Source organism: Dickeya sp. Secpp 1600 (assembly GCF_003049805.1).
Lineage (GTDB): Bacteria > Pseudomonadota > Gammaproteobacteria > Enterobacterales > Enterobacteriaceae > Dickeya > Dickeya fangzhongdai.
Window position 1 is genome coordinate 3,429,441 of sequence record NZ_CP023484.1, and the last position, 26,677, is coordinate 3,456,117.

Here is a 26,677-nt window from a genome sequence, read left to right on the forward strand (position 1 = left end):
CATTTGCATTCAAAATGGGTACAGCCACGGCACCATCACCACGCTGACCGCCATCACCAACAGCGTGAACGGCACCCCAACCCGAACAAAATCACTGAAACGATACCCGCCGGGCGCCAGCACCAGCGTATTCACCGGCGAAGAAACCGGCGTCATAAACGCAGCGGAAGCGGCAATAGCGATAATCATCGCGAAAGGATACGGCGAAACCTGCATCTGCTCCGCCGCCGCCACGGCGATCGGCGCCATCAGCACCGCCGTCGCCGTATTGGAAATAAACAAGCCCGTCAGCGCACACAGCAGGAACAAGCACACCAACATCATATGCGGACCGGCATCGCCGCCAATTTCCATCAACCCTTTGACGGCCAAGGCCACGCCGCCGGTTTGCTGCAACGCCAGAGCAAACGGCATCATTCCCACAATCAGGATCAGGCTCGGCCAGTGCACGGCGCGATAGGCGCTTTCCATGTCGATGCAGCGAAACTGCCCCATTAGCAGGCAGGCGATCAACGCGGCGATAGCGTTGGGGATTTCATCGGTAAGCATCATCGCCACCATCAGCGCCAGACAAAACAGCGCATGCGGCGCCTGATTACTGGCTGGCGCCACTTCATCCACTTCCGCCGGCAGGTTGAGCACAATAAAGTGGTGCTTGTGCTGGTGCAGCAGGCGGATGTTTTTCCAGTCGCCAATCACCAGTAAAATATCCCCCAGCTTTAATGCTTCGTCAGCCAGCGTGCCTTCCAGCGCCTCGCCGTCCCGACGAATGCCCACCACCGTCAACCCATAGCGGCTGCGAAACGACGCCTCCTGCAACGTTTTGCCCAGCAGTCCGGAATCCGGGATCAGCGACACTTCAGCCATGCCCACATCCCGCGCCTGTTCGGAGAAATACTCGCCGCGCAGCACCATCGGTTCCAGGCGCTGGGTGGCGCAGAACTCACGCAGATCCACGTCTGATGCCGACATATCGATCAGCAGCACATCATTCAAGCGCAATTCGCTATTGCCGCTGACGCTGACCATAATGCGCCGGAATTTTTGCCAGCGCTCAATCCCCACCACGTTGGCGCCGTAGCGCTGGCGTAATTGCAAATCATCCAGGCGCTGACCAATCAGCGGTGAGCCGGTGCGGATCGCCAGCCGGCGCGCCCGCCCGGTCAGTCGATATTCCCGGATCAGGTCACGAAACGTTTTACGTTTCCACCCTTCCTTGAAGTTATCGCTGTCCGTCGTGGTCAGCCAAAAACGGGCCACCAACATATACGCGATACCGATCAACAACACCACCACACCAATAGGCGTGACGCTAAAAAAGCTGAACCCGGCCATACCGGTACGCATCAGCTCACTGCTGACCACCATATTGGGTGGGGTCGCCACCAGCGTCATCATGCCGCTGATCAACCCGGCGAAAGCCAGCGGCATCATCAGGCGGGCCGGGGTGGTTTTCATCCGCGCGGCGACGTTCAGTACTACCGGAATAAAAATAGCCACCACGCCGGTCGAACTCATGAAGGCGCCCAGCAGCGCCACGGTGCACATCAGCAGAATCAGCATGCGGGTTTCACTCTGCCCGGCCACGCGCATCAACCAGTCGCCGACCTGATAGGCCACCCCGGTTCGCACCAGACCTTCGCCGATCACAAACAGCGCAGCGATCAGGAATACGTTCGGATCGCTGAAACCGATCAGCGCCTCCTGTAGCGTCAGCGTGCCGCTTAGCACGAACGCCACAATCACCAGCAAAGCAATCACATCCATGCGCAGTTTGCCGGTAGCAAACAGCGCAATGGCAATCAATAACAGCATGACAACCCAGACCAGCGAACTGCTCAACATGCCTCCTCCTGACGTTAACAGTCCTTATTCATCAGGCGGTATTCCAGCTGGAAACGCATTCCCCGGAGAAACCGCTGAAAATCAGCATGCCATAAAAAAACCCTGACAAAGCAGGGTTTTGATCATGTTTACTCCGGTTTGGGGCATCATTTCAGGGTGATATTGACCCAGCCACCCGCTGTACGCGAAATCTGCAATTGCTCAAGGGAATGTAATACGGCATCCACCTCGTCCAGACGCGGCGTGTCGGCCGGCGCATTCACCGCGACAACCTTACACCCCGCAGCCAGACCAGACAGCACGCCGGCCGGCGCATCCTCGACCACCACGCACTCGGCAGGAGCCAGCCCCAACCGCTGCGCGCCCAGCAGATACGCGTCCGGATTCGGTTTGCCATGCGCCACCTGCTCCGCAGTGATGAACTCGCGCGGAGCAGACAACCCCGCGGCGCGATGGCGAGCATGCGCAATCGGCACCGTTCCCGACGTCACGATCGCCCACGGAATATTCAACTCGTCCAGCCTGACCAACAGCGCCTGAGCGCCCGGCATAGCCGCAATACCGGTGGTATCGGTCGCTTCCACCTGCTCCAGCGCGACAAACTCGCGCTGAATCGTCTCTTCACTGGCGCCAGCCAGAAAATGACGCAACGAGGTGATGGCCTGCTTGCCATGAATAAAATCCAGAACCGTCTGCGGGTCGATATCATGATCTTTTGCCCAGTTGCTCCAGGCCCGTTCCACCGCGGGCAGTGAATCCACCAGCGTGCCGTCAAGATCAAACAGAAAACCTTTACACTCCACAGAAAGCCCCTTCTTTATTTACCGGCCCCGAACTTATCAGGCATTAATGATTTGCGCGATCTCCACCGCACTCAGGTGATACTGACGCGGGCAGGATTGCCAAATCGCCAGCATGCGGATGTATTTATCCCACATTTTGGTCTGTGAGTTAAAGCCATGCGTGCCGGAATCAAAGTGGGGATAGCGCCCTTCCACGTGCACCATAAAGCGCACGTAACCCAGGTAGCGCGCCTCGGTAGCGGCATCAAAGCCAAGAAACGCCACACGGCGCTCATCCATGTCCGGTTTCTCTTTCAGGTTGGCCCAGGAAACCTGCAGCGCATGATGCATTTCCATAATATTAATAAGGGTACGGCACACATCTTCGTTTAAATCGCCAAAATCACGATCCAGTTCACGCATTTGCAACCCATAACCCCGTTCGATGATAGTTTGCAGGCGGCGGTAACGTTCCGCATTATCGGGATCCAGCATTGACATCATTTTGTACTGATTGGACAGGATAAGTCTCTGAGCATTAGTCATTTCCATGGTGCACTCCTGAATCTGATTCCGGCTAAAGGGATATTGACAGCAGAATCGCATACTGGCTGGCGTTCGTTTCTTGATTTAAAACAGAATCCAATGGAAAAAATGTCAGCGTCTTTGGCTAAAAACCGGGTTTACATCAAAGATCGTCCAGGAACGTCTTGTCGAGCTGCCTGAAGGCACGATTCAGCACGTCCGCCAGCATCTGATAAGTGGGTTGCCCTTCCACCGGCGCCAGCGCCATTCCCGACGCCAGCAGCTTATTACGAATTTCATGAAACCACTGTAATAAGGAAGGCGGCAACGGGGTGACCGAACGTCGCCCCAGCCACCATAATCCCTGCATCGGCAAGCCAAGGGCGAATAGCGCGGTAGCCACGCTCGGCCCCAGTTGCCCGCCCAGCGCGATTTGCCAGGTCAGGGTAAAGACGGCCAGCGGCGGCATGATACGAATGGCAAACCGGGTGGCGCGCGCCACGCGATTTTCAGGAAACACCGGCGCCAAACGCTTGTCCGTCGGCCAGGTTTTCATATAGTGCTGGCCCAGACGGAATAGTTGTAGCCATCCTGTCTTACCGGAGGGTTTCGTCGTCATGCTCAACCTCAACTTCACATATAAAAAATAAAAAATTTGTATAAATCACCAACTGTAATTGACAAGCTTAAAATATATTTTGTGTTTAATGATTGCTATCGGTATCCTAAAATAGCCTTTTGGGCTGCGATAAAAAGCCGTATGACACCGTTGTTCTGCACTCGCTGTTTAGCCATCCGCTGTTTCAGGCAGCGTTTCGTTGCGTCGGCTGGCGAATCCGGTCACTGTTGATTCAGCGCGTAGCGAACGTCATGTGTGTCTGCTGTCGCCGTTTTTGCCGCGCCGATGTGACCTGGCCGGGACGTTTCATACGCTGCCGGGCGGTTGTTACATCGGCGTTTTCCGCCGTCATGTCTGGAAAAATCACCCGGCCATGATGTTAATCATAAATGTCAACCGCCTTCTGCGCTACGCTGGCTGTTGTGTGACATTTTTTTAACCATGTATAACAAGTAGGTACTTCCATGTCGAGTAAGTTAGTACTGGTCCTTAACTGTGGCAGTTCTTCCCTGAAGTTCGCCATCATTGATGCCGTCAACGGAGACGAATACCTGTCTGGCCTGGCCGAGTGTTTCAATCTGCCTGAAGCGCGCATCAAATGGAAAATTGACGGTGGCAAGCAGGAAGCTGAACTGGGTGCCGGTGCCGCCCACAGCGAAGCACTGAGCTTCATCGTTAACACCATCCTCAGCCAGAAGCCGGAACTGTCTGCTCAACTGGTAGCAATCGGTCATCGTATCGTCCACGGCGGCGAAAAATTCACGCAATCAGCAGTGATCAATGCCGACGTGTTGCAGGGCATCAAGGATGCCGTGCCGTTCGCGCCGCTGCACAACCCGGCTCATCTGATCGGCATCGAAGAAGCACTGAAGGAATTCCCGCACCTGAAAGACAAGAACGTCGCTGTCTTCGACACCGCGTTCCATCAGACTATGCCGGAAGAAGCCTACCTGTATGCCCTGCCGTACAAATTATACAAAGAACATCACATCCGCCGTTATGGCGCTCACGGTACCAGCCACTACTTCGTTTCTCGTGAAGCGGCGAAAGTCCTGAACAAGCCGGTAGAAGAACTGAACGTGATCACCTGCCACCTGGGCAACGGCGGTTCCGTTTCCGCTATCCGCAACGGCAAGTGCGTGGATACCTCCATGGGTCTGACCCCGCTGGAAGGTCTGGTGATGGGCACCCGTAGCGGTGACATCGACCCGGCGGTGGTTTTCCACCTGCATGATTCCCTGGGCATGAGCGTGGAAAGCATCAACAAGCTGCTGACCAAAGAATCCGGTCTGCTGGGTCTGACTGAAGTCACCAGCGACTGCCGTTATGTAGAAGACAACTACGAAACCAAAGAAGACGCCAAACGCGCCATGAACGTGTACTGCCACCGTCTGGCGAAGTACATCGGTTCTTACTCTGCGCTGATGGAAGGTCGTCTGGACGCGGTAATCTTCACCGGCGGCATCGGCGAAAACGCGGCTATGGTGCGTGAACTGACGCTGAAACAGCTGGGTCTGCTAGGCTTCGAAGTCGACCACGAACGTAACCTGGCCGCCCGTTTCGGCAAAGGCGGCAACATCGCCAAAGACGGCGCCCGTCCGGCTCTGGTTATCCCGACCAACGAAGAGTTGGTCATCGCTCAGGACGCGCTGCGCCTGACCGCCTGATAAGTCTCCCCACTCCGTCAGCTTCGGCTGACGGAGTTGTTTTAGAAGCATCGTTTTTGAACAACGAGCAACCGCAAACAGAGGTTAAGCCGTGTCCCGTACAATCATGTTGATTCCTACTGGCACCAGCGTGGGCCTGACCAGCGTCAGCCTGGGTGTCATTCGTTCCATGGAACAGAAAGGCGTGCGCCTGAGCGTATTCAAGCCTATCGCGCAGCCGCGTTCCGGTGAAAACGCACTGGATCAGACCACCACCATCGTCCGCGCCACCTCCGCCATTCCGGCCGCCGAGCCGCTGACGATGAGCTATGTGGAGTCGATGCTGAGCAGCAACCAGCAGGACGTGCTGCTGGAAGAGATCATCGCCCGCTATCACGAAAACACCAAAGACGCGGAAGTCGTGCTGGTAGAAGGTCTGGTGCCGACCCGCAAACACCAGTTCGCCAACGCGCTGAACTATGAAATCGCTAAAACGCTGAACGCGGAAATCGTCTTCGTACTGGCGCTGGGCAACGATTCCCCGGCACAGTTGAAAGAACGTATCGACATTGCCCGTTCCAGCTTCGGCGGCAGCAAGAATAAAAACATCACCGGCGTTATCATCAACAAGCTGAACGCACCGGTGGATGAACAGGGTCGCACCCGTCCCGATTTGTCCGAAATTTTCGATGATTCCACCAAAGCCAGCGTCGCCAATATCGATCCGAAGCTGCTGTTTGCCAACAGCCCGCTGCCGGTTCTGGGTTGCGTGCCGTGGAGCTTCGATCTGATCGCTACCCGCGCCATCGACATGGCCAACCACCTGAACGCACGCGTGATCAACGCCGGCGACATCCAGACCCGCCGCGTGAAATCGGTGACCTTCTGCGCCCGCAGCATTCCGCATATGCTGGAACATTTCCGTCCGGGTTCGCTGCTGGTCACCTCCGCCGACCGTCCGGACGTACTGGTTGCCGCCTGTCTGGCCGCCATGAACGGCGTTGAAATCGGCGCCCTGCTGCTGACCGGTGGCTACGAAATCGACCCGGCCATCAGCAAGCTGTGCGAACGCGCCTTCCAGACCGGCCTGCCGGTATTCATGGTTAATACCAACACCTGGCAGACCTCGCTGAACCTGCAGAGCTTCAACCTGGAACTGCCGGCCGACGACCATGAACGCGTGGAAAAAGTACAGGAATACGTGGCGCGCCATATCGATACCCAGTGGATCGATTCGCTGACCGCAGCGTCTGAACGCTCACGCCGCCTGTCTCCGCCGGCTTTCCGCTATCAGCTGACCGAACTGGCACGTCAGGCAAGCAAACGCATCGTGCTGCCGGAAGGCGACGAGCCGCGTACCGTCAAGGCTGCCGCCATCTGTGCCGAACGCGGCATCGCGCAGTGCGTGCTGCTGGGCAACCCGGATGAAATCCAGCGCGTAGCCGCTGCGCAGGGCGTTGAACTGGGCAAAGGCATCGAGATCGTCGATCCGGTCGAAGCTCGTGAGCGTTATGTACCGCGTCTGGTCGAACTGCGTAAGAGCAAAGGCATGACCGAAGTGGTCGCCCGCGAGCAGTTGGAAGACAACGTGGTGCTGGGCACCCTGATGCTGGAACAAGGCGAAGTAGACGGTCTGGTATCCGGCGCCGTTCACACCACCGCCAACACCATCCGTCCGCCGTTGCAGTTGATCAAAACCGCACCGGGCAGCTCGCTGGTATCCTCCGTGTTCTTCATGCTGCTGCCGGAGCAGGTTCTGGTCTATGGCGACTGCGCCATCAACCCGGATCCGACCGCTGAACAGCTGGCTGAAATCGCTATTCAGTCCGCCGACTCCGCCGCCGCTTTCGGCATTGAGCCGCGCGTAGCGATGATCTCCTACTCGACCGGTAACTCCGGCGCCGGCAGCGATGTGGATAAAGTCCGCGAAGCGACCCGCCTGGCGCAGGAAAAACGCCCGGATCTGGTGATCGACGGTCCGTTGCAGTACGACGCCGCCATCATGGCCGACGTAGCACAGTCCAAAGCGCCGAACTCACCGGTTGCCGGTAAAGCCACCGTGTTCGTGTTCCCGGACCTCAACACCGGCAACACCACTTATAAAGCGGTACAGCGTTCCGCCGACCTGATTTCCATCGGGCCGATGCTGCAAGGCATGCGTAAGCCGGTTAACGACCTGTCCCGCGGCGCGCTGGTGGACGACATTGTCTACACCGTAGCGCTGACCGCCATTCAGGCCACCCAGATCGCCTGATCGACGGCATGACCGGCGCATCTTTCGATACGCCGGTAAGACAGAAGCAAAAACGCCAGCAAACGCTGGCGTTTTTTATGGATAACCCTTCGGAACAACCTAACTCAATGCTCTTCTTCCACCGCGTCGCGATCTTCCGTTCCAGCCGAATCATCGTTCTGGGCGCGTGACGACACACGTTGCGGTTTAACGTAGTCATTGCTGCCGCTGTTGCGGCTTAGCCATAACGACAACGCCTTGAGTGAATCCGGGGTGAACTCATCGCAGCGCGCCGTGATCTCCTCCGGCGTCAGCCAGCTGACTTCGTCAATCTCTTCCGCCTGCAGGGCGAACGGGCCGTGCATTACGCAACTGAACAGCGCGCCCCATACCCGGCAGTCATCGCTTTCATAGTAAAACAGACCGTGCTCGGCAAACGGCACGCCGGCGATTCCCAGCTCCTCTTCCGCTTCACGGCGCGCCGATTCCAGCAGATTTTCACCGCTTTGCACCACGCCACCTGCGGTTGCATCCAGCCAGCCGGGGTAAAAATCTTTGGTTTCGGTGCGGCGCTGGACCAGAATTTTGCCCATGCCATCATGTACAACAATGTAGGTAGCACGGTGCCGCAGGTGCTGAGCGCGCATCTGCTGGCGACTCGACTGGGCGATAACCTCGTTGTTTTCATCAACGATGTCGACCCACTCCGTGCCTGCCGTCTGTGTTTGTTCCACCATCCTCTGAAACCCTTTCGTCGTGGCGCGGTCACGCGCATCAGTTTTTAAAAATATTGGAATTATTGATGTGATGTGAGAGTAGCGTCTAAGTTAGTGGCTAATCGCAACCTGTGCAATAGCCTCCCCACCCTGCAATGGCACAACCTGCAACACGCCGTTATCCAGCAGGCCGTAACTGGCGGGATAGCCGCCTTTTGGCAGGCTGACAGAGCCGGGATTGAAACAGTAAATATCGTCACGTCGCTCGGCCACCGGGATATGGGTATGACCGAACACCAGTACATCGCCGGCGTGCAGCGGCGGCCGTTTTTCCGGGTGATAAAGGTGCCCGTGAGTCACAAATAAGCGATTGTCAGGCAGCAGCACCTGTTGCCAGGGCGCGGTGATCGGAAACTGCAACAGCATCTGGTCAACTTCGCTGTCGCAGTTACCCCGTACCGCCATAATCTGTGAAGCGTAGCGGTTCAGCAGGTTCGCCACATCCGCCGGCTGGTAACGATCCGGTAACGGATTGCGGGGGCCGTGGTTGAGAAAATCGCCCAGCAGGATCAGCCAGTCGGCGCCGCTCTGTTCAAAACGGGTCAACAGGGTTTCGGTGGCAGACAGCGAGCCATGCAGGTCAGACGCAAACATCAGTTTCATAATTCTATCCCGATGCGTGAGAAGATTGGGTCCCGCTATAGTACCAAAAACCCATGTCATCACCGGTCAAAATTATCGGCTTATTGCTTTTCCGCACAGATACGCGCCGCCCGGCGCCCGGAGCGAAAGGGAAAGGATAGCCATAACGGTTATTTATGTTTCAGGCGGGAAAGTGCTAGGCTTTGCCTGCCAACTGTTTTTCAGAGTCCTCAGTTTCTGGCTGATGACTCCCCTATGGAGAGATGAGTCATGATTGACGTGTACTACGCCCCTACCCCTAACGGTCACAAAATCACCCTGTTCCTGGAAGAAGCACAGTTACCTTATCAACTGCACCACGTGGATATCGGCGCTGGCGATCAGTTCAAACCCGAATTTCTGGCAATTTCCCCCAACAACAAAATTCCCGCCATCGTGGATCGGCAACCTGCCGATCGGGGCGAGCCGATCAGCCTGTTCGAATCCGGAGCCATTCTGCTCTATCTGGCCGAGAAAACCGGCCAGTTCTTGAGCACCGACGTACGGGAGCGCGCCGCCACGCTGCAATGGCTGTTCTGGCAGGTGGCCGGTTTCGGGCCGATGCTGGGGCAAAACCACCATTTCAACCACTACGCGCCTCAGCCGGTGCCTTACGCCATCGACCGCTATCAGAAAGAAACAGAGCGGCTGTACGGCGTGCTGAACACGCAGTTGCGCCACCACACCTGGCTGGCGGGCGATGAGTACAGTATTGCCGACATCGCCACGTACCCCTGGGTGGTGTCTCACGAACGCCAGCGCATCGACATTGATGCCTTCCCGGCGGTGAAAAGCTGGTTTGAGCGCATCCGTGAACGCCCGGCCACGCAGCGCGCCTACCAACTCACGGCGAAAGCCTGATCGGGCTAGCCGCCACGCCCGGTTTACCGGGCGTGATTTTCCCTCGATGATGTGCCGCCATCAAACTATTTTCCGTCATCCTGCCACGCTACGCTGTTGGTTTGAAAAGTGCTTGTTCCGCTGATAAAAGTTCCCTGAGATGTGGTTAATATCACCGGCAGGCGAAAGCGAATCATCTATGCTGAAACCGAGATGGAGAGACGGTGTTCCAGCGGGCGTAGCACGACTGCCCGGCGGAAGGGAATAACCTGACATACGAAGCGAGGCCAGCTATGAAGCTATTGATCACCGGGGGAACCGGCCTTATTGGACGTCATCTGATTACGCGTTTGCTGTCCCTGTCACATCAGGTAACCGTAGTGACCCGCTCTCCGGAACGCGCGCGACGGCTGTGGGGCGCTCAGGTTGATTACTGGCGCGGGCTGGAGGAGCAAACCTCGCTGGACGGTTTTGACGGCGTCATCAATCTGGCGGGCGAGCCGATCGCCGACAAACGCTGGACCAAAGCCCAAAAAGCGCGGTTGTGCCAAAGCCGCTGGGATATCACCCGTCAGCTGACGCAGTTGATTCGCCATAGCCAAACGCCGCCTTCTGTGTTTCTGTCCGGCTCGGCCGTCGGCTATTACGGCGATCAGGGGCAAGCGCTGGTGACCGAAGATGAACCGCCTCACGACGACTTCACCCATGAACTCTGCGCGCGCTGGGAGGCGCTGGCGCTGGAAGCGGAAAGCGACCAAACCCGCGTCAGCCTGTTGCGCACCGGCGTGGTGCTGTCTGCCGAAGGCGGCGCGCTGACAAAAATGCTGCCGCTTTTCCGGCTGGGATTAGGCGGCCCGATCGGCTCCGGCAAGCAATACCTGCCGTGGATCCATATCGACGATATGACCAACGCTATTTTGTACCTGCTGGATAACCCGATTCTGAGCGGCCCGTTCAACATGGTGTCGCCCTATCCGGTGCGTAACGAGAAATTTTCCGCCATGCTGGCGAGCGCGCTGGATCGCCCCGGCTTTGTGCGCACGCCCGGCTGGGCGCTCAGGATACTGATGGGTGAAGCGGCGACGTTGCTGCTGGGCGGGCAACGGGCTATTCCGCAGCGGCTGGAGAAAGCCGGTTTCGGTTTTCGCTTCTTTGAACTGGAAGAGGCGCTGAACGATTTGCTGCGTCCCCGCGCAGGCTGAGCGGGCCAACCGGTGCGGGGACGACGTGACGGTACGGAACGTTACTTCAGCGCACCGGACAGGAACTGCTGCAAACGCGGGCTTTGCGGGTTGCCGAACACCGCCTCCGGCGGCCCTTCTTCCTCCACCAGCCCCTGATGCAGGAAAATCACATGGCTGGAGACATGCCGGGCGAACTCCATTTCGTGGGTCACCACCACCATGGTTTTGCCCTCTTCCGCCAGTTGCTGCATGATGCGCAACACTTCGCCCACCAGCTCCGGATCCAGCGCTGACGTAGGCTCGTCAAACAACAGCACATCCGGCTCCATCGCCAGCGCGCGGGCGATGGACACTCGCTGCTGCTGGCCGCCGGACAAATCGGACGGGTATTTCTCCTGTGATGCGCCGGTGATCCCCACCTTGTTCAGGTAGAACTCGGCCCGTTTGCGGGCTTCCGCCTTGCTCAGCCCCAGCACCTGCACCGGCGCTTCCATCACGTTTTCCAGCGCGGTCATGAAGCTCCACAGGTTGAAATGCTGGAATACCATAGTCAACCGGGTGCGCAGCAGCTGTAGCTGTTTCTTGTCAAATACCTTGAGCTGCCCGTCTTTGTCCCGCACCATGTGAATTTCCTGACCATTCACATGAATCGACCCTTCACAGGGTTTTTCCAAAAAGTTAATACAGCGCAACAAGGTGCTTTTACCCGACCCCGATGAACCGATAATGGAAATAACGTCCCCGGCTTTAGCCTGTAATGAAATGCCTTTCAGCACCTCATGCTGACCATAACGCTTACGTAATTCCGTCACCATCAGCTTATTATTCTGCATGCTTTGTCTGTTCCTGCACTATTTAATGGAATGAACGGTTAATGGGATGAACGGGTATGAAGATGCCGTAACCAGCGGCGCTCAGCCTTTCTGAACAACGAGATCAGCACGAACGATACCGCCAGATACATCACGCCTGCGATGCCGAACGCGTAAAACGGCTTGTAGGTAGCGGCGTTGATGTCGCGCGCCACTTTCAGCAAATCCGGCACGGTCACGGTAAAAGCCAGCGCGGTGGAATGCAGCATCAGGATGACTTCGTTGCTGTAGGCAGGCAACGCGATGCGCAGCGCGCCCGGCAGAATGATGCAGCGGTACTGTTTGAAACGCGAAAAGCCATAGGCGCGGGCGGCCTCGATTTCACCATGCGGCACCGAACGAATAGCGCCGGCGAAGATTTCGGTGGTATAGGCGCAGGTATTAAGCGCCAGCGCCAGAATGGCGCAATTCAGGCCGCTGCGGAAAAACGCGTTCAGCAGATCGGTGCCGCGCACGATTTCCAGGCTGTACACGCCGGAGTAGAACACCAGCAGTTGCACATACAGCGGCGTGCCGCGAAACACATAGGTAAAGGCCCATACCGGCAACCGGTAGCGGCGACGGGGCGAAACGCGGGCTACCGCCAGCGGAACCGCCATCAACCCGCCGATGGTCACCGACACAATCAGCAGCCACAGCGTCATCGCCAGCCCGGTGAGGCGATAGCCGTCACTCCACAGCAGGGCCTGCCAGTATTGTTGCAGAATCTCACTCATAATTTACTTTCCGGACTCCCTGCGAGTAGCGTTTTTCCAGCCACCACAGCACCCCATTGGAAAGGGTGGTAAAAATCAGATACAGCACGCCGGCCACAATGGCGAAAAAGAACGGATGATGGGTTCCCTTTCCGGCCAGTTGGGTCGCTTTTATCACGTCGCTCAACCCCAGCAGCGACACCAGCGCGGTCGATTTGAGAATCACCTGCCAGTTGTTGCCGATTCCCGGCAGCGCAAAGCGCATCATTGATGGGAACATGATGCGGCGAAACACTTTCATCGGCGTAAAACCAAATGCCACCGCCGCCTCAATCTGACCGCGAGGCACCGCCAGATAAGCGCCGCGGAAGGTTTCGGTGAAATAGGCGCCGTAAATAAATCCCAGCGTAATAATCCCCGCCGCCAGCGGGTCGATATCGATCTGATCCAGGCCAAGCGCTTCGGTGAGGCTGTTGAGCGCCATCTGCAGACCGTAAAAAATCAGCAGCATCAGGACCAGATCCGGTACGCCGCGAATCAGGGTGGTGTAACCGGAAAAACAGCCGGACAACAATCGACTGGACGACAGCTTGGCCGCCGCCCCCACCAGACCGATCAGCAGCGCCAGCACCAGCGAGCACAACGCCAGTTGCAACGTCATGCGCGCACCATCCATGATTAATTCGGAATAGCCATAAAGCATTACATCAATCCGCTCAGAAAAGGCACACATCTGCCTGCACGGAGCAGGCAGAGGTTAATCAGGAAGGCTTATTCGCCGTAAACGTCGAAGTCAAAGTACTTCTTGGCCAGCGTGTCGTAGGTACCGTCTTTGCGCATGGCCGCAAAGGCTTTATCCAACGCGGCTTTCAGTTCGGTTTCGTTCTTGCGCAGCCCCATACCGGTGCCGACGCCGAACAGTTTGTCGTCTTTCACCGCCGGGCCGGCAAACACATACTCTTTGCCTGCGGCCTGTTTCAGGAAGCCTTCGCTGCCCGCCACTTCATCCTGGAATGCGGCATCAATACGGCCGGCGGTCAGATCAGCATAGATCAGATCCTGATTCTGGTAGGCGACAACATCAACGCCTTTCGGCTGCCAGTACTGGTTGGCGTAAGATTCCTGCGTGGATGCCTGCAGCACGCCGACACGCTTACCTTTCAGCGCTTCCAGCGTCGGCAGAATCGGCGAGCCTTTTTTGGCGATCAGACGGGCATTGGCTGCGTACAGTTTGTCCGTAAAGGCGATTTCCTGCTGGCGTTTCTCGGTGATGGACAGGGAGGAAATGATGGCGTCGATCTTTTTCGCTTTCAGCGACGGGATCAGCGCGTCGAAATCACTCTCGACGAAAGTACAGTTTGCCTGAATACGTTTGCACAATTCTTTTGCCAGATCGATATCAAACCCGACCAGTTGACCACTGGCGTCCTTGGATTCAAACGGCGCATAAGTGGGGTCGGTGCCAATCTTGATATTTTTCGGAACCTCGGCGAGGGCACTGCCTGCTGCGAATACCAGCGCAAGGGGCAAAAGTTTCAACATTTTTTTCATTGCGTTACCCTTATTTTATGATTGTGTATGCCTAAGTGATTCGTGAAATCTGACCGCGAAATTGTTGTGATGAATGCGTTTGCCGTGTGCGTTAATCCGCACGTTGTTTGTCAAAACATAGCAAATTTTATGCCATAAAGAATATGCAATTCTGCATAAAATCAGGCGTGGTGATCATGATAGCCGCATCAATATAATCAATGAATTATGTCAACTCATGCTATCGGGATAACGACCAGGACGCGGGTGATTCGCATTAAATGCACGATATTGGTGCATATCGATGCACCATAAAAAACATCACGCCACAAAAAAGTGCAAACTTTCACGCCGACACCGGCCGGCCCGGTGACGCGATGACATGGCTTATTATTGCAAATGAGGCGGTTACGCACCCTGCCAGCGCGTAAACAGATCCTGGGGCAGCGCAATGTCAAACTGATCAATCACCCGGTTGACGGTCTGATCGACGATATCCTGCACAGTTTGTGGGCGGTGATAAAACGCGGGCACCGGCGGCATGATCACCGCGCCCATTTCGGCGGCGGCATTCATCAGGCGCAAATGACCGAGGTGGAGCGGCGTTTCCCGCACGCACAGCACCAGCGGGCGACGCTCTTTCAGCACCACGTCCGCCGCGCGGGTCAGCAGGCTGTCGGTATAGCTATGGGTAATGCCGGATAACGTCTTGATGGAACAGGGAAGAATCGCCATACCTGCCGTTTTGAACGAGCCTGACGAGATGCTGGCGGCGATATCGCGGGAATCGTGCACCACATCGGCCAGCGACTGCACATCGCGCACGGTCAGATCGGTTTCCAGCGACAGCGTTTGCCGGGCCGCCGGGCTCATCACCAGGTGAGTTTCAATCCCGGCGATCGGCTGCAGTACCTGCAACAACCGCACCCCATATATCACGCCGCTGGCGCCGGAAATACCGACAATCAGTCGCTTCATTCTCACCTCTCAGACCCACCGCAACAGAGACGGCAAAACATGTGCGCTGACTTTGCCGCATCACCAGAGGATTGGCAAGAATAACAGCGACAAAAAAGGGAGCCTGCGCTCCCTTTTTAACCACGATTAGCGATCGATCATCACCCTTCGTTGTGCAGTTCCAAATCTTCGACTTCATTCTGACTGCGCATCGCCTTGGCGTCGTCGTTACGCAGTGCTTCCAGATAGTCCAGATAGTCCTGATCCACGTCTTTGGTGACATAGACGCCGTTGAACACCGAGCATTCAAACTGAACGATTTCCGGGTTGTCTTCACGCACCGCTTCGATCAGGTCATTCAGATCCTGGAAAATCAGCGCATCGGCGCCGATGATCTTACGAATCTCTTCCACTTCACGGCCGTGAGCGATCAGTTCGTTGACGCTCGGCATATCAATGCCGTACACGTTCGGGAAACGGATCTCCGGCGCAGCGGAGGCCAGATAAACCCGACGCGCGCCGGCTTCACGTGCCATCTCCACGATCTGCTGAGAAGTGGTGCCGCGCACGATGGAGTCATCCACCAGCAACACGTTCTTGCCGCGGAATTCCGCCCGGTTGGCATTCAGCTTGCGACGTACCGATTTGATGCGGGTTTGCTGGCCCGGCATGATAAAGGTACGGCCGACGTAGCGGTTCTTCACAAAGCCCTGACGGTACGGCTTGTTGATGATGCGGGCGATTTCCAGCGCGATATCGCAGGACGTTTCCGGAATCGGAATCACCACGTCGATATCCAGCTCTTCCCACTGACGGGCAATCTTTTCGCCCAGCTTCTGGCCCATACGCACGCGGGCGCTGTAGACCGAAATCTTGTCGATGAAGGAATCGGGACGGGCAAAATAGACATATTCGAACAGGCACGGGTGGCTTTTCGGGTTTTCCGCGCATTGACGGGTGAACAGCTGGCCGTTCTCGGTAATGTATACCGCTTCGCCCGGCGCCACATCGCGCAGAAACTCAAAGCCCAGCGTATCCAGCGCCACGCTTTCCGACGCCACCATGTACTCGTTGCGGCCATCCTGCAGCTCGCGCTTGCCGATAACCAACGGACGAATGCCGTTCGGATCGCGGAAAGCCACCATACCGTGACCGATGATCATGCCGATGCAGGCATAAGCGCCGCGAATCTGCTGATGCACCGCCGCCACGGCGGCAAAAATGTTGTCCGCTTCCAGCGGATAATGCTGGAAACGATCCAGCTCTTTGGCAAACACGTTCAGCAGGATTTCAGAATCCGAGGTGGTATTGACGTGACGGCGCCCTTCTTCAAACAGCTTTTTACGCAGTTCATGGGCGTTGGTCAGGTTACCGTTGTGGGCCAGCGTAATCCCGAACGGGGAATTGACGTAAAACGGCTGGGCCTCTGAGGCACTGGAGCTGCCTGCGGTGGGATAGCGCACGTGGCCGATCCCCATGTTGCCCTGCAACCGTTGCATGTGCCGGGCTTCAAACACATCTTTCACCAGGCCATTGGCTTTGCGCAGGCGAAAGTAGTTGGCATCATTAATGGTGACGATGCCCGCGGCATCCTGCCCACGGTGCTGTAACACCGTTAACGCGTCATAAATCGACTGGTTGACCGGTGTAAAACCGGCGATACCGACAATACCGCACATGTGGTCTTTTCCTCATCAGCGCTACCGCGGCTAGATGTGCCGCGGCAAGAAACTCGACGTGCTTTGCAGGTAGTCAAAAAACCACCTGATGATATAACTGAATTGCGGGATTAAATGGGACTGCTTCCAGTCGGCACTCTGTGAAAAACCGGTGAAGGTATCCAGAAAGAACAGCAGCGCGGAAACGATCAACACACCGCGCAATGCACCGAAGCAAATGCCCAGTACCCGGTCAGTGCCTGACAGTCCGGTGCGTTCAACCAGCGAACCGATCACATAATTAACGATAGCGCCCACAATCAACGTCGCAATAAACAGAATGGCAATGGCGATACCGTTGCGCACCAGCTCATCATTAAACCGCGTGAAATAGACCGCGAGATAGGCATAGTAGTGGCTGGCGATAAAGAACGCCGCCCCCCAGGTCACCAGTGACAGCGCTTCACGTACAAACCCCCGGATGAGACTGACCAGAGCCGAGAATCCGATAATACCGATAATGACGTAATCAACCCAAACCATGAACTATCCTAATAATGAACGATGACAATCGCAGCGCCGGTCATCCTGTTCGCGGCGCATTCTAACAGAAAAAGAAAACGTTTGCGTAGCGTATTTCCCGCCGATTTTTTCGATAGGCGAAGAAATAAAAAAAACCTCTCGCCGCCATACGGATAGCGCCCCTGTCCGTCGCGCGCCGCCGATAGCGGTTCAGTGCTCCGCCACAAAACTTCAGTGCTCCGCGCACAAAATAAAGGGGCAAGGTCGCCTCGCTCCCCTACCCCTGCTTGTATATACCCGTCATACTTCAAGTTGCAGATGCGTTGGCTGCTCTCGCTCACCCCAGTCACTTACTGATGTAAGCTCCTGGGGATTCACTCGGTTGCCGCGTTACAAGGCTCTTATGAGCCTTGCCCTAAAGGTCCAACGCGTTGCGTTGTTCAACACGTGAACGTGTTGTCCTGCAACTCGAATTATTTTGGGTATAGGCTGATTAGCCGCCTTAGCGCGCGCTGTACGACCGGACTTGCCCGCTCAGCCCGCTAAGCTGCTGCAACTCGCCCAGCGCCGACTGCAATTTCTGCTTCGAGGCATCCGGCCCGACGTAGATACGGGTTATCTGCCCCGCCACTGGCGCCGACGGCACGGTATAGGCCCGATAACCGGACAGACGCAGCTTGGCGACAATCTCATTGACCTTATCGGCATTCTTCAACGCGCCCAATTGCACCACAAAGGCCTGACCGGCCGGCGTCTGCTCCTGAGGCGTCGGCTTGCTTTCCGGCGCTTTGTTTTCCGTTTTGGCTTCCGCCGCGCGGGTGTCGGCCGGTTTTTCAGCCGGCTTACTTTCGGCCTGCTTACTTTCAGCCGCCTTGCTCTCCGTCGCTTTCGCCTCGGGCTTCGGCCGGCTTTCCGGTTTGGTTTCCGGTTTTTTGGCTTCAGGCTTCGCCGGCTGCGCCTTCATCGCTGGCGGCGCCACTTGCTGAACCGGCGCACGTGGTTCTGTCACCACCGGCGCCGGCGTTGCGGCCGGGCGGGAAGACGACGGCTGGGACGCGCCATGACGGGCGGAGGATTGCGCGGAATCCGGCTCTTCAGCCGTTTCCGCAGCGGACGCATTCTTACTCTGCATCGCCGCCTCGGCCCCTTCAGGCGGCTGGGCTGGCAGCGACTGATTTATCGGCGGCATCGACTCCGCTTCCAGCGTATCGCCCGGTTTGGGAACCAACGGGATAGCGGCGAAGTCATCTTCATAATGCTTTTTCTTACCATCCAGCAGGCCGGGGAGCACGATCACCCCCAGCGCCACCAGCACAACAGTTCCTACCAGGCGATTCTGAAATTTACTCGCCATGCGTTCCGCTCCCGTCCAGCGCTTCCATCACATGCGCGACAGTATGGAAAGAACCACAAACAATCACTACATCATCTTCGCCGGCGTCCTGCATCGCCTGCCGCCAGGCCGTCGCCACATCCGGGAATGACGTACAGTGATCCAGATGCGTGGCCAGCAGCCCGGCATCGGCGCCGCGCGGCCCCTCCAGCGGAGCGCAATACCACACATCCACCTGCGGCTTAAGATGCGCCAGCGTGCCGGGGATGTCTTTATCCGCCAGCATGCCAATCACCGCCCGAACCCGGCCGGCGCGCGGTAAATCAGCCAGTCGCGCGGCCAGGTAGGCCGCTGCATGAGGATTATGCGCGACATCCAGAATCAACAACGGCTTTTCGCTCACAATCTGGAAACGTCCCGGCAATTGCGCCTGACGCAGCCCCTGACGGATGGCATCGACAGTCAGAACAATGTCGGAGGCTTGCAGCGCCGCCAGGGCGGTCGCCGCATTCGCCAGCGGCACGGTAGGAATGGGTAATCCATCATAATGAACATCGCCGCTCTGCCAGCGCCAGCCGCCGTCCTGCGGTGAAAACTGCCAGTCAGACCCGCGTCGGAACAGTTGCGCGCCTTTTTCCTGCGCTACGGCGGCAATCGATGCCGGCATATCCGGTTCGCCCACCACGGCCGGTCGGTTCCCGCGGAAAATGCCCGCCTTTTCACGGCCGATGCTTTCCCGGTCGTTACCCAGCCAGTCGGTGTGATCCAGCGCGATGCTGGTAACGACCGCGACATCGGCATCCACGATATTGGTGGCGTCCAGACGGCCGCCCAGCCCGACTTCCAGAATCACCACATCCAGTTGCGCCTGCTTGAACAACCACAGCGCCGCCAGCGTGCCGAATTCAAAATAGGTCAGCGAAGTGCCGTTGCGACCGGCCTCGATCGCGGCAAATGCCTCGGCGTGCTGGGACTCCGGCAATTCGCGGCCCTGAATGCGCACTCGTTCGGTATAACGCAGCAGGTGTGGTGAACTGTACACGCCAACCCGTAGCCCGGCGGCGCTCAAGATGGATTCCAGCGTGCAGCACGTGGTGCCTTTGCCGTTGGTGCCGGCTACGGTAAACACGCGGGGAGCCGGTTGCAGCAGATGCAGGCGTTCCGCCGCCAGTTGGATGCGCTCCAGACCGAGGTCGATGGTCTGGAAGTGTAGATGTTCAAGATAGTGAAGCCACGTGGCCAGAGGCGACGTGGCTTGAGGTGTCTGAAGATTATCCATGAGTCCCGTTCACTGACTTACGGTTGATTGCTGCCGGGAACACGGCAACAACGCCGCCCTGCTCCCGGTACATCATTGATTAGGCTTCACTCTGTGATTCAGGCGAGACGGGCGGCCGCGCCACGGCGGATTCCTGCGGCTCCGGGCGATTCGTCAACCGGGACAGGATGCTCGCCAGTTTGTAGCGCATATCCGCACGACGGACGATCATATCGATGGCGCCTTTTTCCAGCAGGAATTCACTGCGCTGGAAGCCCGGCGGCAGCTTTTCACGCACCGTTTGCTCAATAACGCGCGGGCCGGCAAAACCGATCAGCGCTTTCGGCTCGGCGATGTTCAGATCGCCCAGCATCGCCAGACTGGCGGACACGCCGCCCATCGTCGGATCGGTCAGCACCGAAATGTACGGCAAGCCGCGTTCGCGCATTTTCGCCAGCGCCGCGCTGGTTTTCGCCATCTGCATCAGCGACATCAGCGCTTCCTGCATACGGGCGCCGCCGCTGGCGGAGAAGCAAACCAGCGGGCAGTTGTCTTCCAGCGCCTGCTCGACGGCACGGACAAACCGCGCGCCGACGACTGAAGCCATAGAACCGCCCATGAAGGAGAATTCGAACGAAGCCGCGACCACCGGCATGTCGTACAGCGTGCCCTTCATCACCACCAGAGCGTCTTTTTCGTCAGACTGCTTCTGCGCCGAGACGATACGGTCCTTGTATTTTTTGGAGTCTCTGAATTTCAGGACATCTTTAGGCTCCAGCTCGCTGCCCAGTTCCACCATGCCTTCTTTGTCCAGAAACGCATGGAGACGAGCCCGGGCGGACAACCGCATGTGGTGATCACATTTCGGACACACTTCCAGGTTGCGTTCCAGCTCGGCGCGGTAAAGCACCTGACCGCAACTGTCACATTTAGTCCACACCCCTTCAGGAATATTCGCCTTGCGGGTTGGCGTGACATTACTTTTATTAAGAATTCGTTCAATCCAGCTCATTGATAACCTTTCTGCTTGAACCTGGCACCAGCCAGTACGCTGCTACACGTTACCCCATCCCTGGCAACGCCGCCGATAAAGCGATATCGCATCCCGGATTCACCGGGACAAGACATTGGCATTCAGGCTTGTTTATACAAACACAGCCATAAATGCTGCTCATTAAACCATAACGATCCGGACGTGTGGATAAAAAACTGGTCAAACCGGATGTTAAAATAATTTTCCACTTATTTCATATTTTGCCGCGTCAGGGCGCGCTTATGCCGCCAGAACTCGATCAACCCCGGCAGAATGGAGATGAAGATGATCGCCACGATCAATAACTTCAGGTTCTCCTGCACCACCGGCAGATCGCCGAACAGGTAGCCGGCATAGGTGAACAACAGCACCCACAGCAGCGCCCCGGTCACGTTGTACAGGGCGAACTCGCGGTAACGCATGTGCCCCATCCCGGCGACAAAGGGCGCAAATGTTCTCACAATCGGCACAAAGCGCGCCAGAATTATTGTCTTGCCGCCGTGACGTTCATAAAACGCATGGGTGCGATCCAGATAGCTGCGCCGGAAAATGCGCGAGTTGGGATTGCGGAACAATTTCTCGCCGAACAGTCGGCCGATAGTGTAATTCACCGCATCGCCCAACACGGCGGCCACCAACATCAGCGTCACCATCAGGTGAACGTTCAGATCATTGGTCGGCAACGCGGCCAGCGCGCCCGCCACAAACAGCAGCGAATCGCCGGGCAGGAACGGCGTGACCACCAGGCCGGTTTCACAAAACAGAATCAGGAACAGAATCGCGTAGATCCACACGCCATACTGCGCCACCAACCCGGCCAGATGCACATCAATGTGCAGGATGAAATCAATGATAAACCGTACAAAATCCAGCATAATCGCGTCCTTATTCAGTTCAAATGCCGACTTCGCCGTTCGTTGACGACGCGCCAGTTACCCTTAAATCGCCTCATCCGGCAGAAACAGCGGTCCCATCGACGCGCATGGAATACCGAAATCCTGCGGATAATCCACCGAAACCAAATACAGTCCATCGGCTTTCGCCGTCGCGGCGGCCAGCGTTCGATCCTTTGCCGCCAGCAGTTCGGCCATCCAGTTTTCCGGCTGGTTGCCGCACCCGATTTCCATCAGGCTGCCCACAATGTTACGCACCATATGATGCACAAACGCGTTGGCCTTGATATCCACCACGACATAGTCCCCCTGACGCACCACCCGCAGGTGCATCAGGTTACGCCAGGGCGTGCGCGACTGACACTGCACCGCCCGGAACGAGGTAAAATCGTTCTCGCCCAGCAGGCACTGACCGGCGCGGTGCATGCGCTCGGCATCCAGCGGCAGGTAGTAGTGCGTCACGCCCCGCGACAGGATCGCCGGCCGGAAGCGCCGGTTATAAATCACGTAGCGGTAACGACGAGCGGTGGCGCTGAAACGGGCATGAAACGCGTCATCCACCGTTTTCACCCAACGCACCGCGATATCCGGCGGCAGGTTGGCGTTGACGCCCATAGTCCAGGCGGCATCCTTACGCACCGACCGGGTGGTGAAATGCACCACCTGCCCGGTCGCATGCACCCCGGCGTCGGTGCGACCGGCGCAAAATACGTCGATTCGCTCGTTCGCCACCTGAGACAACGCCGCCTCCAGGCAACCCTGAACGCTGTCTACCTCAGCCTGACGCTGCCAGCCGTAATAACGACTGCCGTCATACTCGATCCCCAGGGCGATTTTCAGCGGCGCCTCGTCATCCGCGTGCTGCAACGCCGTCATTACCCCAGGTACTCCTCAATCAGCCGCTCGGCGGTTTCCACCGCCATCAGCGCGCCGCCGAAACGGATATTGTCGGCCACCGACCAGAACTGCAACAGTTCGGGAATGCCGTAATCGTTGCGCAGGCAGCCAATATTCAGTTGTACATTGCCGGACGCGTCTTCCACCTGCGTCGGGTAGTCGTCTTCCTCGCTCAGCGCCACATCGCCCGCCTGCGCCAGTACGTCGCGCGCTTCATCGGCAGACAGCGGGCGCAGCGCTTCCAGATGCACCACCTGCGCATGACCATAAAACACCGGCGACTGTACGCAACTGACCGAAATCGGCAGGCCGTCGTCCTGCAATACCTTACGCACCTGCTCCACCAGCCGACGCTCTTCACGCACGCTGCCTTCGCTATCCGCCAGCAGCGGCAACAGGTTGAACGCCAGCTGTTTCGGGAACAAACCCGGCTCGGCCGGAATACCGTTGAGCAGACGAGCACTCTGACCAGCCAAGTCATCCACCGCCGCCTTGCCGTGAGCCGACACCGACAGCAGGTTGGTCACATGCAGACGCGACAGCCCGGCCTGCTCCGTCAGCGGTTTGATCGCGGTGAGCAACTGGCTGGTCAGGCTGTCCGCCACCGCCACGATATTGCGGTTGCGGTAATCCGCCAGCACGTGCGGGTTGACGCCCGGCACCACCAGCGGCACGTCCGGCTCCAGCGCGAACAGGCCGCTGCTGTCAATCACCAGGCAACCGGCGTTGCCCGCCGCGTCGGCATAGCGGGCGCTGGCTTCCATACCGGCGACGAAAAAAGCCAGTTGTACCTGCGACCAGTCGAAATCCGCGGCGTTTTCCACCCGCAGCGAACGGCCGCTAAAACGCAGGCTCTCGCCGACGCTGTTTTCACTCGCCAGCGCATAGAGCTCACCCACGGGAAACTCACGTTCCTGCAACAGCTCCAGCAAAGCGGTGCCGACGGCGCCGGTCGCGCCCAGCAGCGCGATATTCCAGCCATTGGACATGTGATCGTTCTCCCCAACAATAATGAATAAAACACACCGGACGATGATCGCACCGCCCGGATTAATCTGATTTTGATACAGGAAATTAGTGATCGTTGACCGACGCGGTGAAACCCAGCCGGTTCAGCCGGTCTGCACTCTCCCGATCGGCGCAGACGACATGCAGCGATGACCACTCGCGCCGCTCCTGATAGAACTTGCGCAACCGGTCAAATTCGCCGGGCACGTGCGCCACCTGACGCAGCAGGGCGTCATCACGGCGCACATCATACACCAGATGCACCAACCGTTTGAGCTGACGCTCATCCAACGGCACGGTCAGGGTGACCTCGGACAGTTCCGGCGTCGGCAGCAGCGACGACAAGGCGACCTGTTGCGGCTGACCGATGAAATGGCTCCAGGCTTCGAAAACCTGGGTGGTGCCGCGCGCTTTGCCTTCCAGCGTATAACCGGCGATATGCGCGGTGCCGATGTCGACCCGATCAAGCAGTTCGATGGACAACTCCGGCTCCGGCTCCCACACATCCAGCACCACGCTGAGGTTTTTGCCGCCTTGCAACGCCGTCAGCAAGGCGGCGTTATCCACCACCGGACCGCGGCAGGCGTTGATCAGAATGACGCCGTCTTTCAGACGCGCCAGCAGCGAGGCATCCACGCTGTGCCAGGTGGCGTAAGGGCCGTCTTTCAGCAGCGGGGTGTGAAAAGTCAGCACATCGGCCTGCGCCACCACCTCGTCCAGCGACAGGAACGGCCCGCTATCGCCGCGATCCGCCCGCGGCGGGTCGCACAGCAGCGTGCGGACGCCCAGCGCCGTCAGCCGGTCATTGAGACGGGAGCCCACGTTGCCTACCCCGATAATGCCGACGGTACGATCCGTCAGATTGAAGCCATCGCGTTCCGCCAGCATCAGCAGCGAGGAAAACACATACTCCACCACCGCAATCGCATTGCAACCGGGCGCAGCGGAAAAGGCGATGCCCTGTTGGCGCAGAAACGCTTCATCGACATGATCGGTTCCCGCCGTCGCCGTACCGACAAATTTCACCGCTTTGCCGGTCAGCAGGTCGGCGTTCACTTTGGTGACCGAACGCACCATCAGCGCATCCGCCCCGTTCAGGGCATCCGTCGGAATCGGCCGCCCCGGCACCGCCGTCACCTCGCCCAGACGGCTGAACAGCGTCTGCGCGTAAGGCATATTTTCATCAACTAGGATTTTCACGTTGGCTTTCCTGATAGACCGCTGACGACACCCGCGCCGCAGCGATGAAACGAAGGGCATTATTCTGCCACAAACCGGCACAGGGTAACACTGACGACGGGAACGGCACCCGCCGGCGTTCTGGCACATATCGGGCCGCCAGAAACCGTTGTCAAAGCGGCAGGCTGGCTACTGTGGAGCCGTGTTGTCACATCATCATGGATATGCCCGATCAGGCCGGCGGCAATCCGTACCCGCAGCCCGCCCACCGTAGCCCCAGCACCGGCCGCATAACGCGAGCGCCGCGGATTACTCTATCTCCGCGCGCCGCTTTGCCCGTCGGAATCGGCGCGCGTCACGCCGGTCATGCGTTTTCTCGCCTTTTCGTTCGGTTCAGCGGAATTTTCGCCTGTTCACACCCGACGAACTATCGGTAATACCGCGCCGTTGTTATGATGACAGTGGGTATGATGGCGATAATTTCATCGGGTTGATGCGAAATCCCGTCGAGCGTTTACGGTAAGGATCACACCATGCAACCGATCAGTAACCCCGGCAATGTTTCCCTGCAGGGAGAAAAAACGCTGGAAACCGCGTTGTCGAAAACCGCGACATCCCAGACGGACGACTCACCGCTCACGCTGGCGCAGCGCACCACGCTGGAAAAGCTGGTGGTGCAGATTTCCACCCTGAGCGGCGCCAAGCCGGCGGAAGTCTGGGCAACCGTGCGCGCAGAGCTCGGCACGAAAAATAACGCGGAGTTGCTTGCCAGCCAGTTTCCGGCTGCCGAGCAGAGTTTGCAGAACCGACTGACGACCGTACAGGGGTCGCAGGATACCCGCCAGTTGCTGCAACAGCTGACCAGCCTGCTGTCGCAGGGGAATAACCGTCAGGCCGTCAGCGATTTCATCCGCCAGCAGTTCGGCCACACGGTGCTGAGTTCGCTGACGCCCTCGCAGCTAAAGCTGGTGGTGACGCTGCTGCAAAACGGCCAGTTGCCGCAGGCCGCCACGCTGTTGTCCACGGGGGGCAATACCCTGCCGTTTGGCAATACCGCGACAAGGCAGCCGATTCAGTTTCCCCAGACGCCTACCGCCGCCACCATACCGCCGCCGCTGCCGCAAACGTCTCAGCAACTGGCGGCCATGCTGCAAGCCGGCGTCATTCCGGACGGGTTCACCGCCAATTCATCGCCGGCGGCGACCGCGCTGCTGGACCGCGCGCTGCTGCCCGCGGAACACAACCAGCTCAACCAGTTGGTGTCAAAGCTGGTGGCGCTGACCGGCGAATCGCAGGGTAAAGTCTGGCAAACGATGATGGACATGCAGGGATTGAAAACCGGCGATCCGATTCCGGCGAAGAACTTTCAGGTGTTAAGCCAGTTCCTCAACACCCAAAGCATTCTGTTGCAGCAGCATACCCTGCCCACCCTGCATACGCTGCAGGCGGCGCTGAAACAGCCGCTCGATCAGCAGGAACAACAACTGTTGCAGGATTTCACCCGCAGCACCCTGAACATTACGCCACAAACGCCGCTCACCCCTTCGCAAATCAGCGACGTGGTGACGTTCCTCTACCGCCGGCGACTCCAGCAGATCCAGGAGGCTTCCGCCGCGCCGTTGCAGCCGTTTATCAACCCGCTCATCGTCGCCTTGCCGCAGGAATGGCGGTCGCTGGTCAATAAACCTATCGGGCTGGCGCTGGTAGCGATCCTGGTGGTGGCCTTGCTGATGTGGGTCGTGCTGTAAGCTGATGTGAGTAGTGCTGTAAC

The 26,677-nt window shown here is 57.9% G+C and carries 25 protein-coding genes; 5 read left to right on the forward strand and 20 right to left on the reverse strand.

Annotated elements, in window-relative coordinates; genetic code table 11:
• Positions 1–9: 9 nt before the first annotated feature.
• From CPA59_RS15155 to yfbV, 4 genes are all read right to left on the reverse strand, one after another.
• A complete protein-coding gene (locus CPA59_RS15155) occupies positions 10–1,845 on the reverse strand; it encodes an SLC13 family permease (protein ID WP_174213748.1) in 1,836 nt (611 codons plus the stop codon).
• 146 nt (positions 1,846–1,991) lie between these two features.
• Complete coding sequence (locus CPA59_RS15160) at positions 1,992–2,648, reverse strand: sugar phosphatase (protein ID WP_038919643.1); 657 nt, start codon at positions 2,646–2,648, stop codon at positions 1,992–1,994.
• A 36-nt stretch (positions 2,649–2,684) separates the two neighbouring features.
• Positions 2,685–3,179 carry a YfbU family protein gene (locus tag CPA59_RS15165; protein ID WP_038667469.1) on the reverse strand — a complete coding sequence of 165 codons (495 nt, stop codon included), beginning with the start codon at positions 3,177–3,179 and terminating at the stop codon, positions 2,685–2,687.
• A gap of 136 nt (positions 3,180–3,315) precedes the next feature.
• A complete protein-coding gene (gene yfbV / locus CPA59_RS15170) occupies positions 3,316–3,771 on the reverse strand; it encodes a terminus macrodomain insulation protein YfbV (RefSeq protein ID WP_038919645.1) in 456 nt (151 codons plus the stop codon).
• Between the two features lie 464 nt (positions 3,772–4,235).
• On the opposite strand from yfbV, the gene ackA reads away from it, so the two are divergent.
• On the forward strand, positions 4,236–5,438 hold the full coding sequence (gene ackA, locus CPA59_RS15180) for an acetate kinase (RefSeq protein ID WP_038919647.1): 1,203 nt from the start codon (positions 4,236–4,238) through the stop codon (positions 5,436–5,438).
• Between the two features lie 91 nt (positions 5,439–5,529).
• The gene (pta, locus tag CPA59_RS15185) at positions 5,530–7,671 is read left to right on the forward strand and encodes a phosphate acetyltransferase (RefSeq protein ID WP_038919648.1); all 2,142 of its coding nucleotides are present in this window, start codon (positions 5,530–5,532) and stop codon (positions 7,669–7,671) included.
• A 104-nt stretch (positions 7,672–7,775) separates the two neighbouring features.
• On the opposite strand, the gene yfcD is transcribed toward pta, so the two are convergent.
• Positions 7,776–8,387: an NUDIX hydrolase YfcD gene (gene yfcD / locus CPA59_RS15190; protein ID WP_049853705.1), complete on the reverse strand. Its 612-nt coding sequence runs from the start codon at positions 8,385–8,387 to the stop codon at positions 7,776–7,778.
• 90 nt (positions 8,388–8,477) lie between these two features.
• Positions 8,478–9,029 carry a phosphodiesterase gene (yfcE, locus tag CPA59_RS15195; protein WP_038667458.1) on the reverse strand — a complete coding sequence of 184 codons (552 nt, stop codon included), beginning with the start codon at positions 9,027–9,029 and terminating at the stop codon, positions 8,478–8,480.
• Between the two features lie 249 nt (positions 9,030–9,278).
• Between yfcE and yfcG the strand changes: the two genes are divergently transcribed.
• The gene (gene yfcG, locus CPA59_RS15200; protein WP_107759922.1) at positions 9,279–9,908 is read left to right on the forward strand and encodes a GSH-dependent disulfide bond oxidoreductase; all 630 of its coding nucleotides are present in this window, start codon (positions 9,279–9,281) and stop codon (positions 9,906–9,908) included.
• Between the two features lie 272 nt (positions 9,909–10,180).
• The gene (locus CPA59_RS15205; protein ID WP_100849824.1) at positions 10,181–11,089 is read left to right on the forward strand and encodes a TIGR01777 family oxidoreductase; all 909 of its coding nucleotides are present in this window, start codon (positions 10,181–10,183) and stop codon (positions 11,087–11,089) included.
• Between the two features lie 41 nt (positions 11,090–11,130).
• Here CPA59_RS15205 and hisP read toward each other — a convergent pair whose 3' ends face one another.
• The 14 genes from hisP to pdxB form a co-directional block, all read right to left on the reverse strand.
• Positions 11,131–11,904, reverse strand: a complete 774-nt coding sequence (hisP, locus tag CPA59_RS15210; protein WP_038919652.1) for a histidine ABC transporter ATP-binding protein HisP — start codon at positions 11,902–11,904, stop codon at positions 11,131–11,133.
• Between the two features lie 38 nt (positions 11,905–11,942).
• A complete protein-coding gene (locus CPA59_RS15215; protein ID WP_038667446.1) occupies positions 11,943–12,659 on the reverse strand; it encodes an ABC transporter permease in 717 nt (238 codons plus the stop codon).
• On the reverse strand, positions 12,652–13,341 hold the full coding sequence (locus CPA59_RS15220) for a histidine ABC transporter permease HisQ (RefSeq protein ID WP_038919653.1): 690 nt from the start codon (positions 13,339–13,341) through the stop codon (positions 12,652–12,654). Before CPA59_RS15220 ends, CPA59_RS15215 begins: the two co-directional genes overlap by 8 nt.
• 68 nt (positions 13,342–13,409) lie before the next feature.
• Positions 13,410–14,189, reverse strand: coding sequence for a lysine/arginine/ornithine ABC transporter substrate-binding protein (locus tag CPA59_RS15225; protein WP_038919654.1), 780 nt, complete (start codon positions 14,187–14,189; stop codon positions 13,410–13,412).
• Between the two features lie 387 nt (positions 14,190–14,576).
• Positions 14,577–15,146, reverse strand: a complete 570-nt coding sequence (locus CPA59_RS15230; protein WP_038919656.1) for a UbiX family flavin prenyltransferase — start codon at positions 15,144–15,146, stop codon at positions 14,577–14,579.
• A gap of 140 nt (positions 15,147–15,286) precedes the next feature.
• Positions 15,287–16,804: an amidophosphoribosyltransferase gene (gene purF / locus CPA59_RS15235; protein ID WP_038919657.1), complete on the reverse strand. Its 1,518-nt coding sequence runs from the start codon at positions 16,802–16,804 to the stop codon at positions 15,287–15,289.
• Between the two features lie 30 nt (positions 16,805–16,834).
• Positions 16,835–17,326, reverse strand: a complete 492-nt coding sequence (cvpA, locus tag CPA59_RS15240) for a colicin V production protein (RefSeq protein WP_024106620.1) — start codon at positions 17,324–17,326, stop codon at positions 16,835–16,837.
• Between the two features lie 481 nt (positions 17,327–17,807).
• A complete protein-coding gene (dedD, locus tag CPA59_RS15245; protein WP_107759924.1) occupies positions 17,808–18,659 on the reverse strand; it encodes a cell division protein DedD in 852 nt (283 codons plus the stop codon).
• Positions 18,649–19,917, reverse strand: coding sequence for a bifunctional tetrahydrofolate synthase/dihydrofolate synthase (gene folC / locus CPA59_RS15250; protein ID WP_107759927.1), 1,269 nt, complete (start codon positions 19,915–19,917; stop codon positions 18,649–18,651). Before folC ends, dedD begins: the two co-directional genes overlap by 11 nt.
• Positions 19,918–19,996: 79 nt before the next feature.
• Complete coding sequence (gene accD, locus CPA59_RS15255) at positions 19,997–20,908, reverse strand: acetyl-CoA carboxylase, carboxyltransferase subunit beta (protein ID WP_038919661.1); 912 nt, start codon at positions 20,906–20,908, stop codon at positions 19,997–19,999.
• Positions 20,909–21,138: 230 nt separating this feature from the next.
• The gene (locus CPA59_RS15265) at positions 21,139–21,804 is read right to left on the reverse strand and encodes a DedA family protein (RefSeq protein WP_369831404.1); all 666 of its coding nucleotides are present in this window, start codon (positions 21,802–21,804) and stop codon (positions 21,139–21,141) included.
• Between the two features lie 63 nt (positions 21,805–21,867).
• A complete protein-coding gene (gene truA, locus CPA59_RS15270; RefSeq protein WP_038919662.1) occupies positions 21,868–22,698 on the reverse strand; it encodes a tRNA pseudouridine(38-40) synthase TruA in 831 nt (276 codons plus the stop codon).
• Positions 22,698–23,708 carry an aspartate-semialdehyde dehydrogenase gene (locus tag CPA59_RS15275; protein ID WP_049853708.1) on the reverse strand — a complete coding sequence of 337 codons (1,011 nt, stop codon included), beginning with the start codon at positions 23,706–23,708 and terminating at the stop codon, positions 22,698–22,700. Before CPA59_RS15275 ends, truA begins: the two co-directional genes overlap by 1 nt.
• Positions 23,709–23,793: 85 nt before the next feature.
• Positions 23,794–24,927 carry a 4-phosphoerythronate dehydrogenase PdxB gene (gene pdxB, locus CPA59_RS15280; protein ID WP_107759929.1) on the reverse strand — a complete coding sequence of 378 codons (1,134 nt, stop codon included), beginning with the start codon at positions 24,925–24,927 and terminating at the stop codon, positions 23,794–23,796.
• 512 nt (positions 24,928–25,439) lie between these two features.
• On the opposite strand from pdxB, the gene flk reads away from it, so the two are divergent.
• A complete protein-coding gene (flk, locus tag CPA59_RS15285) occupies positions 25,440–26,654 on the forward strand; it encodes a flagella biosynthesis regulator Flk (RefSeq protein WP_107759930.1) in 1,215 nt (404 codons plus the stop codon).
• Positions 26,655–26,677: the final 23 nt, after the last annotated feature.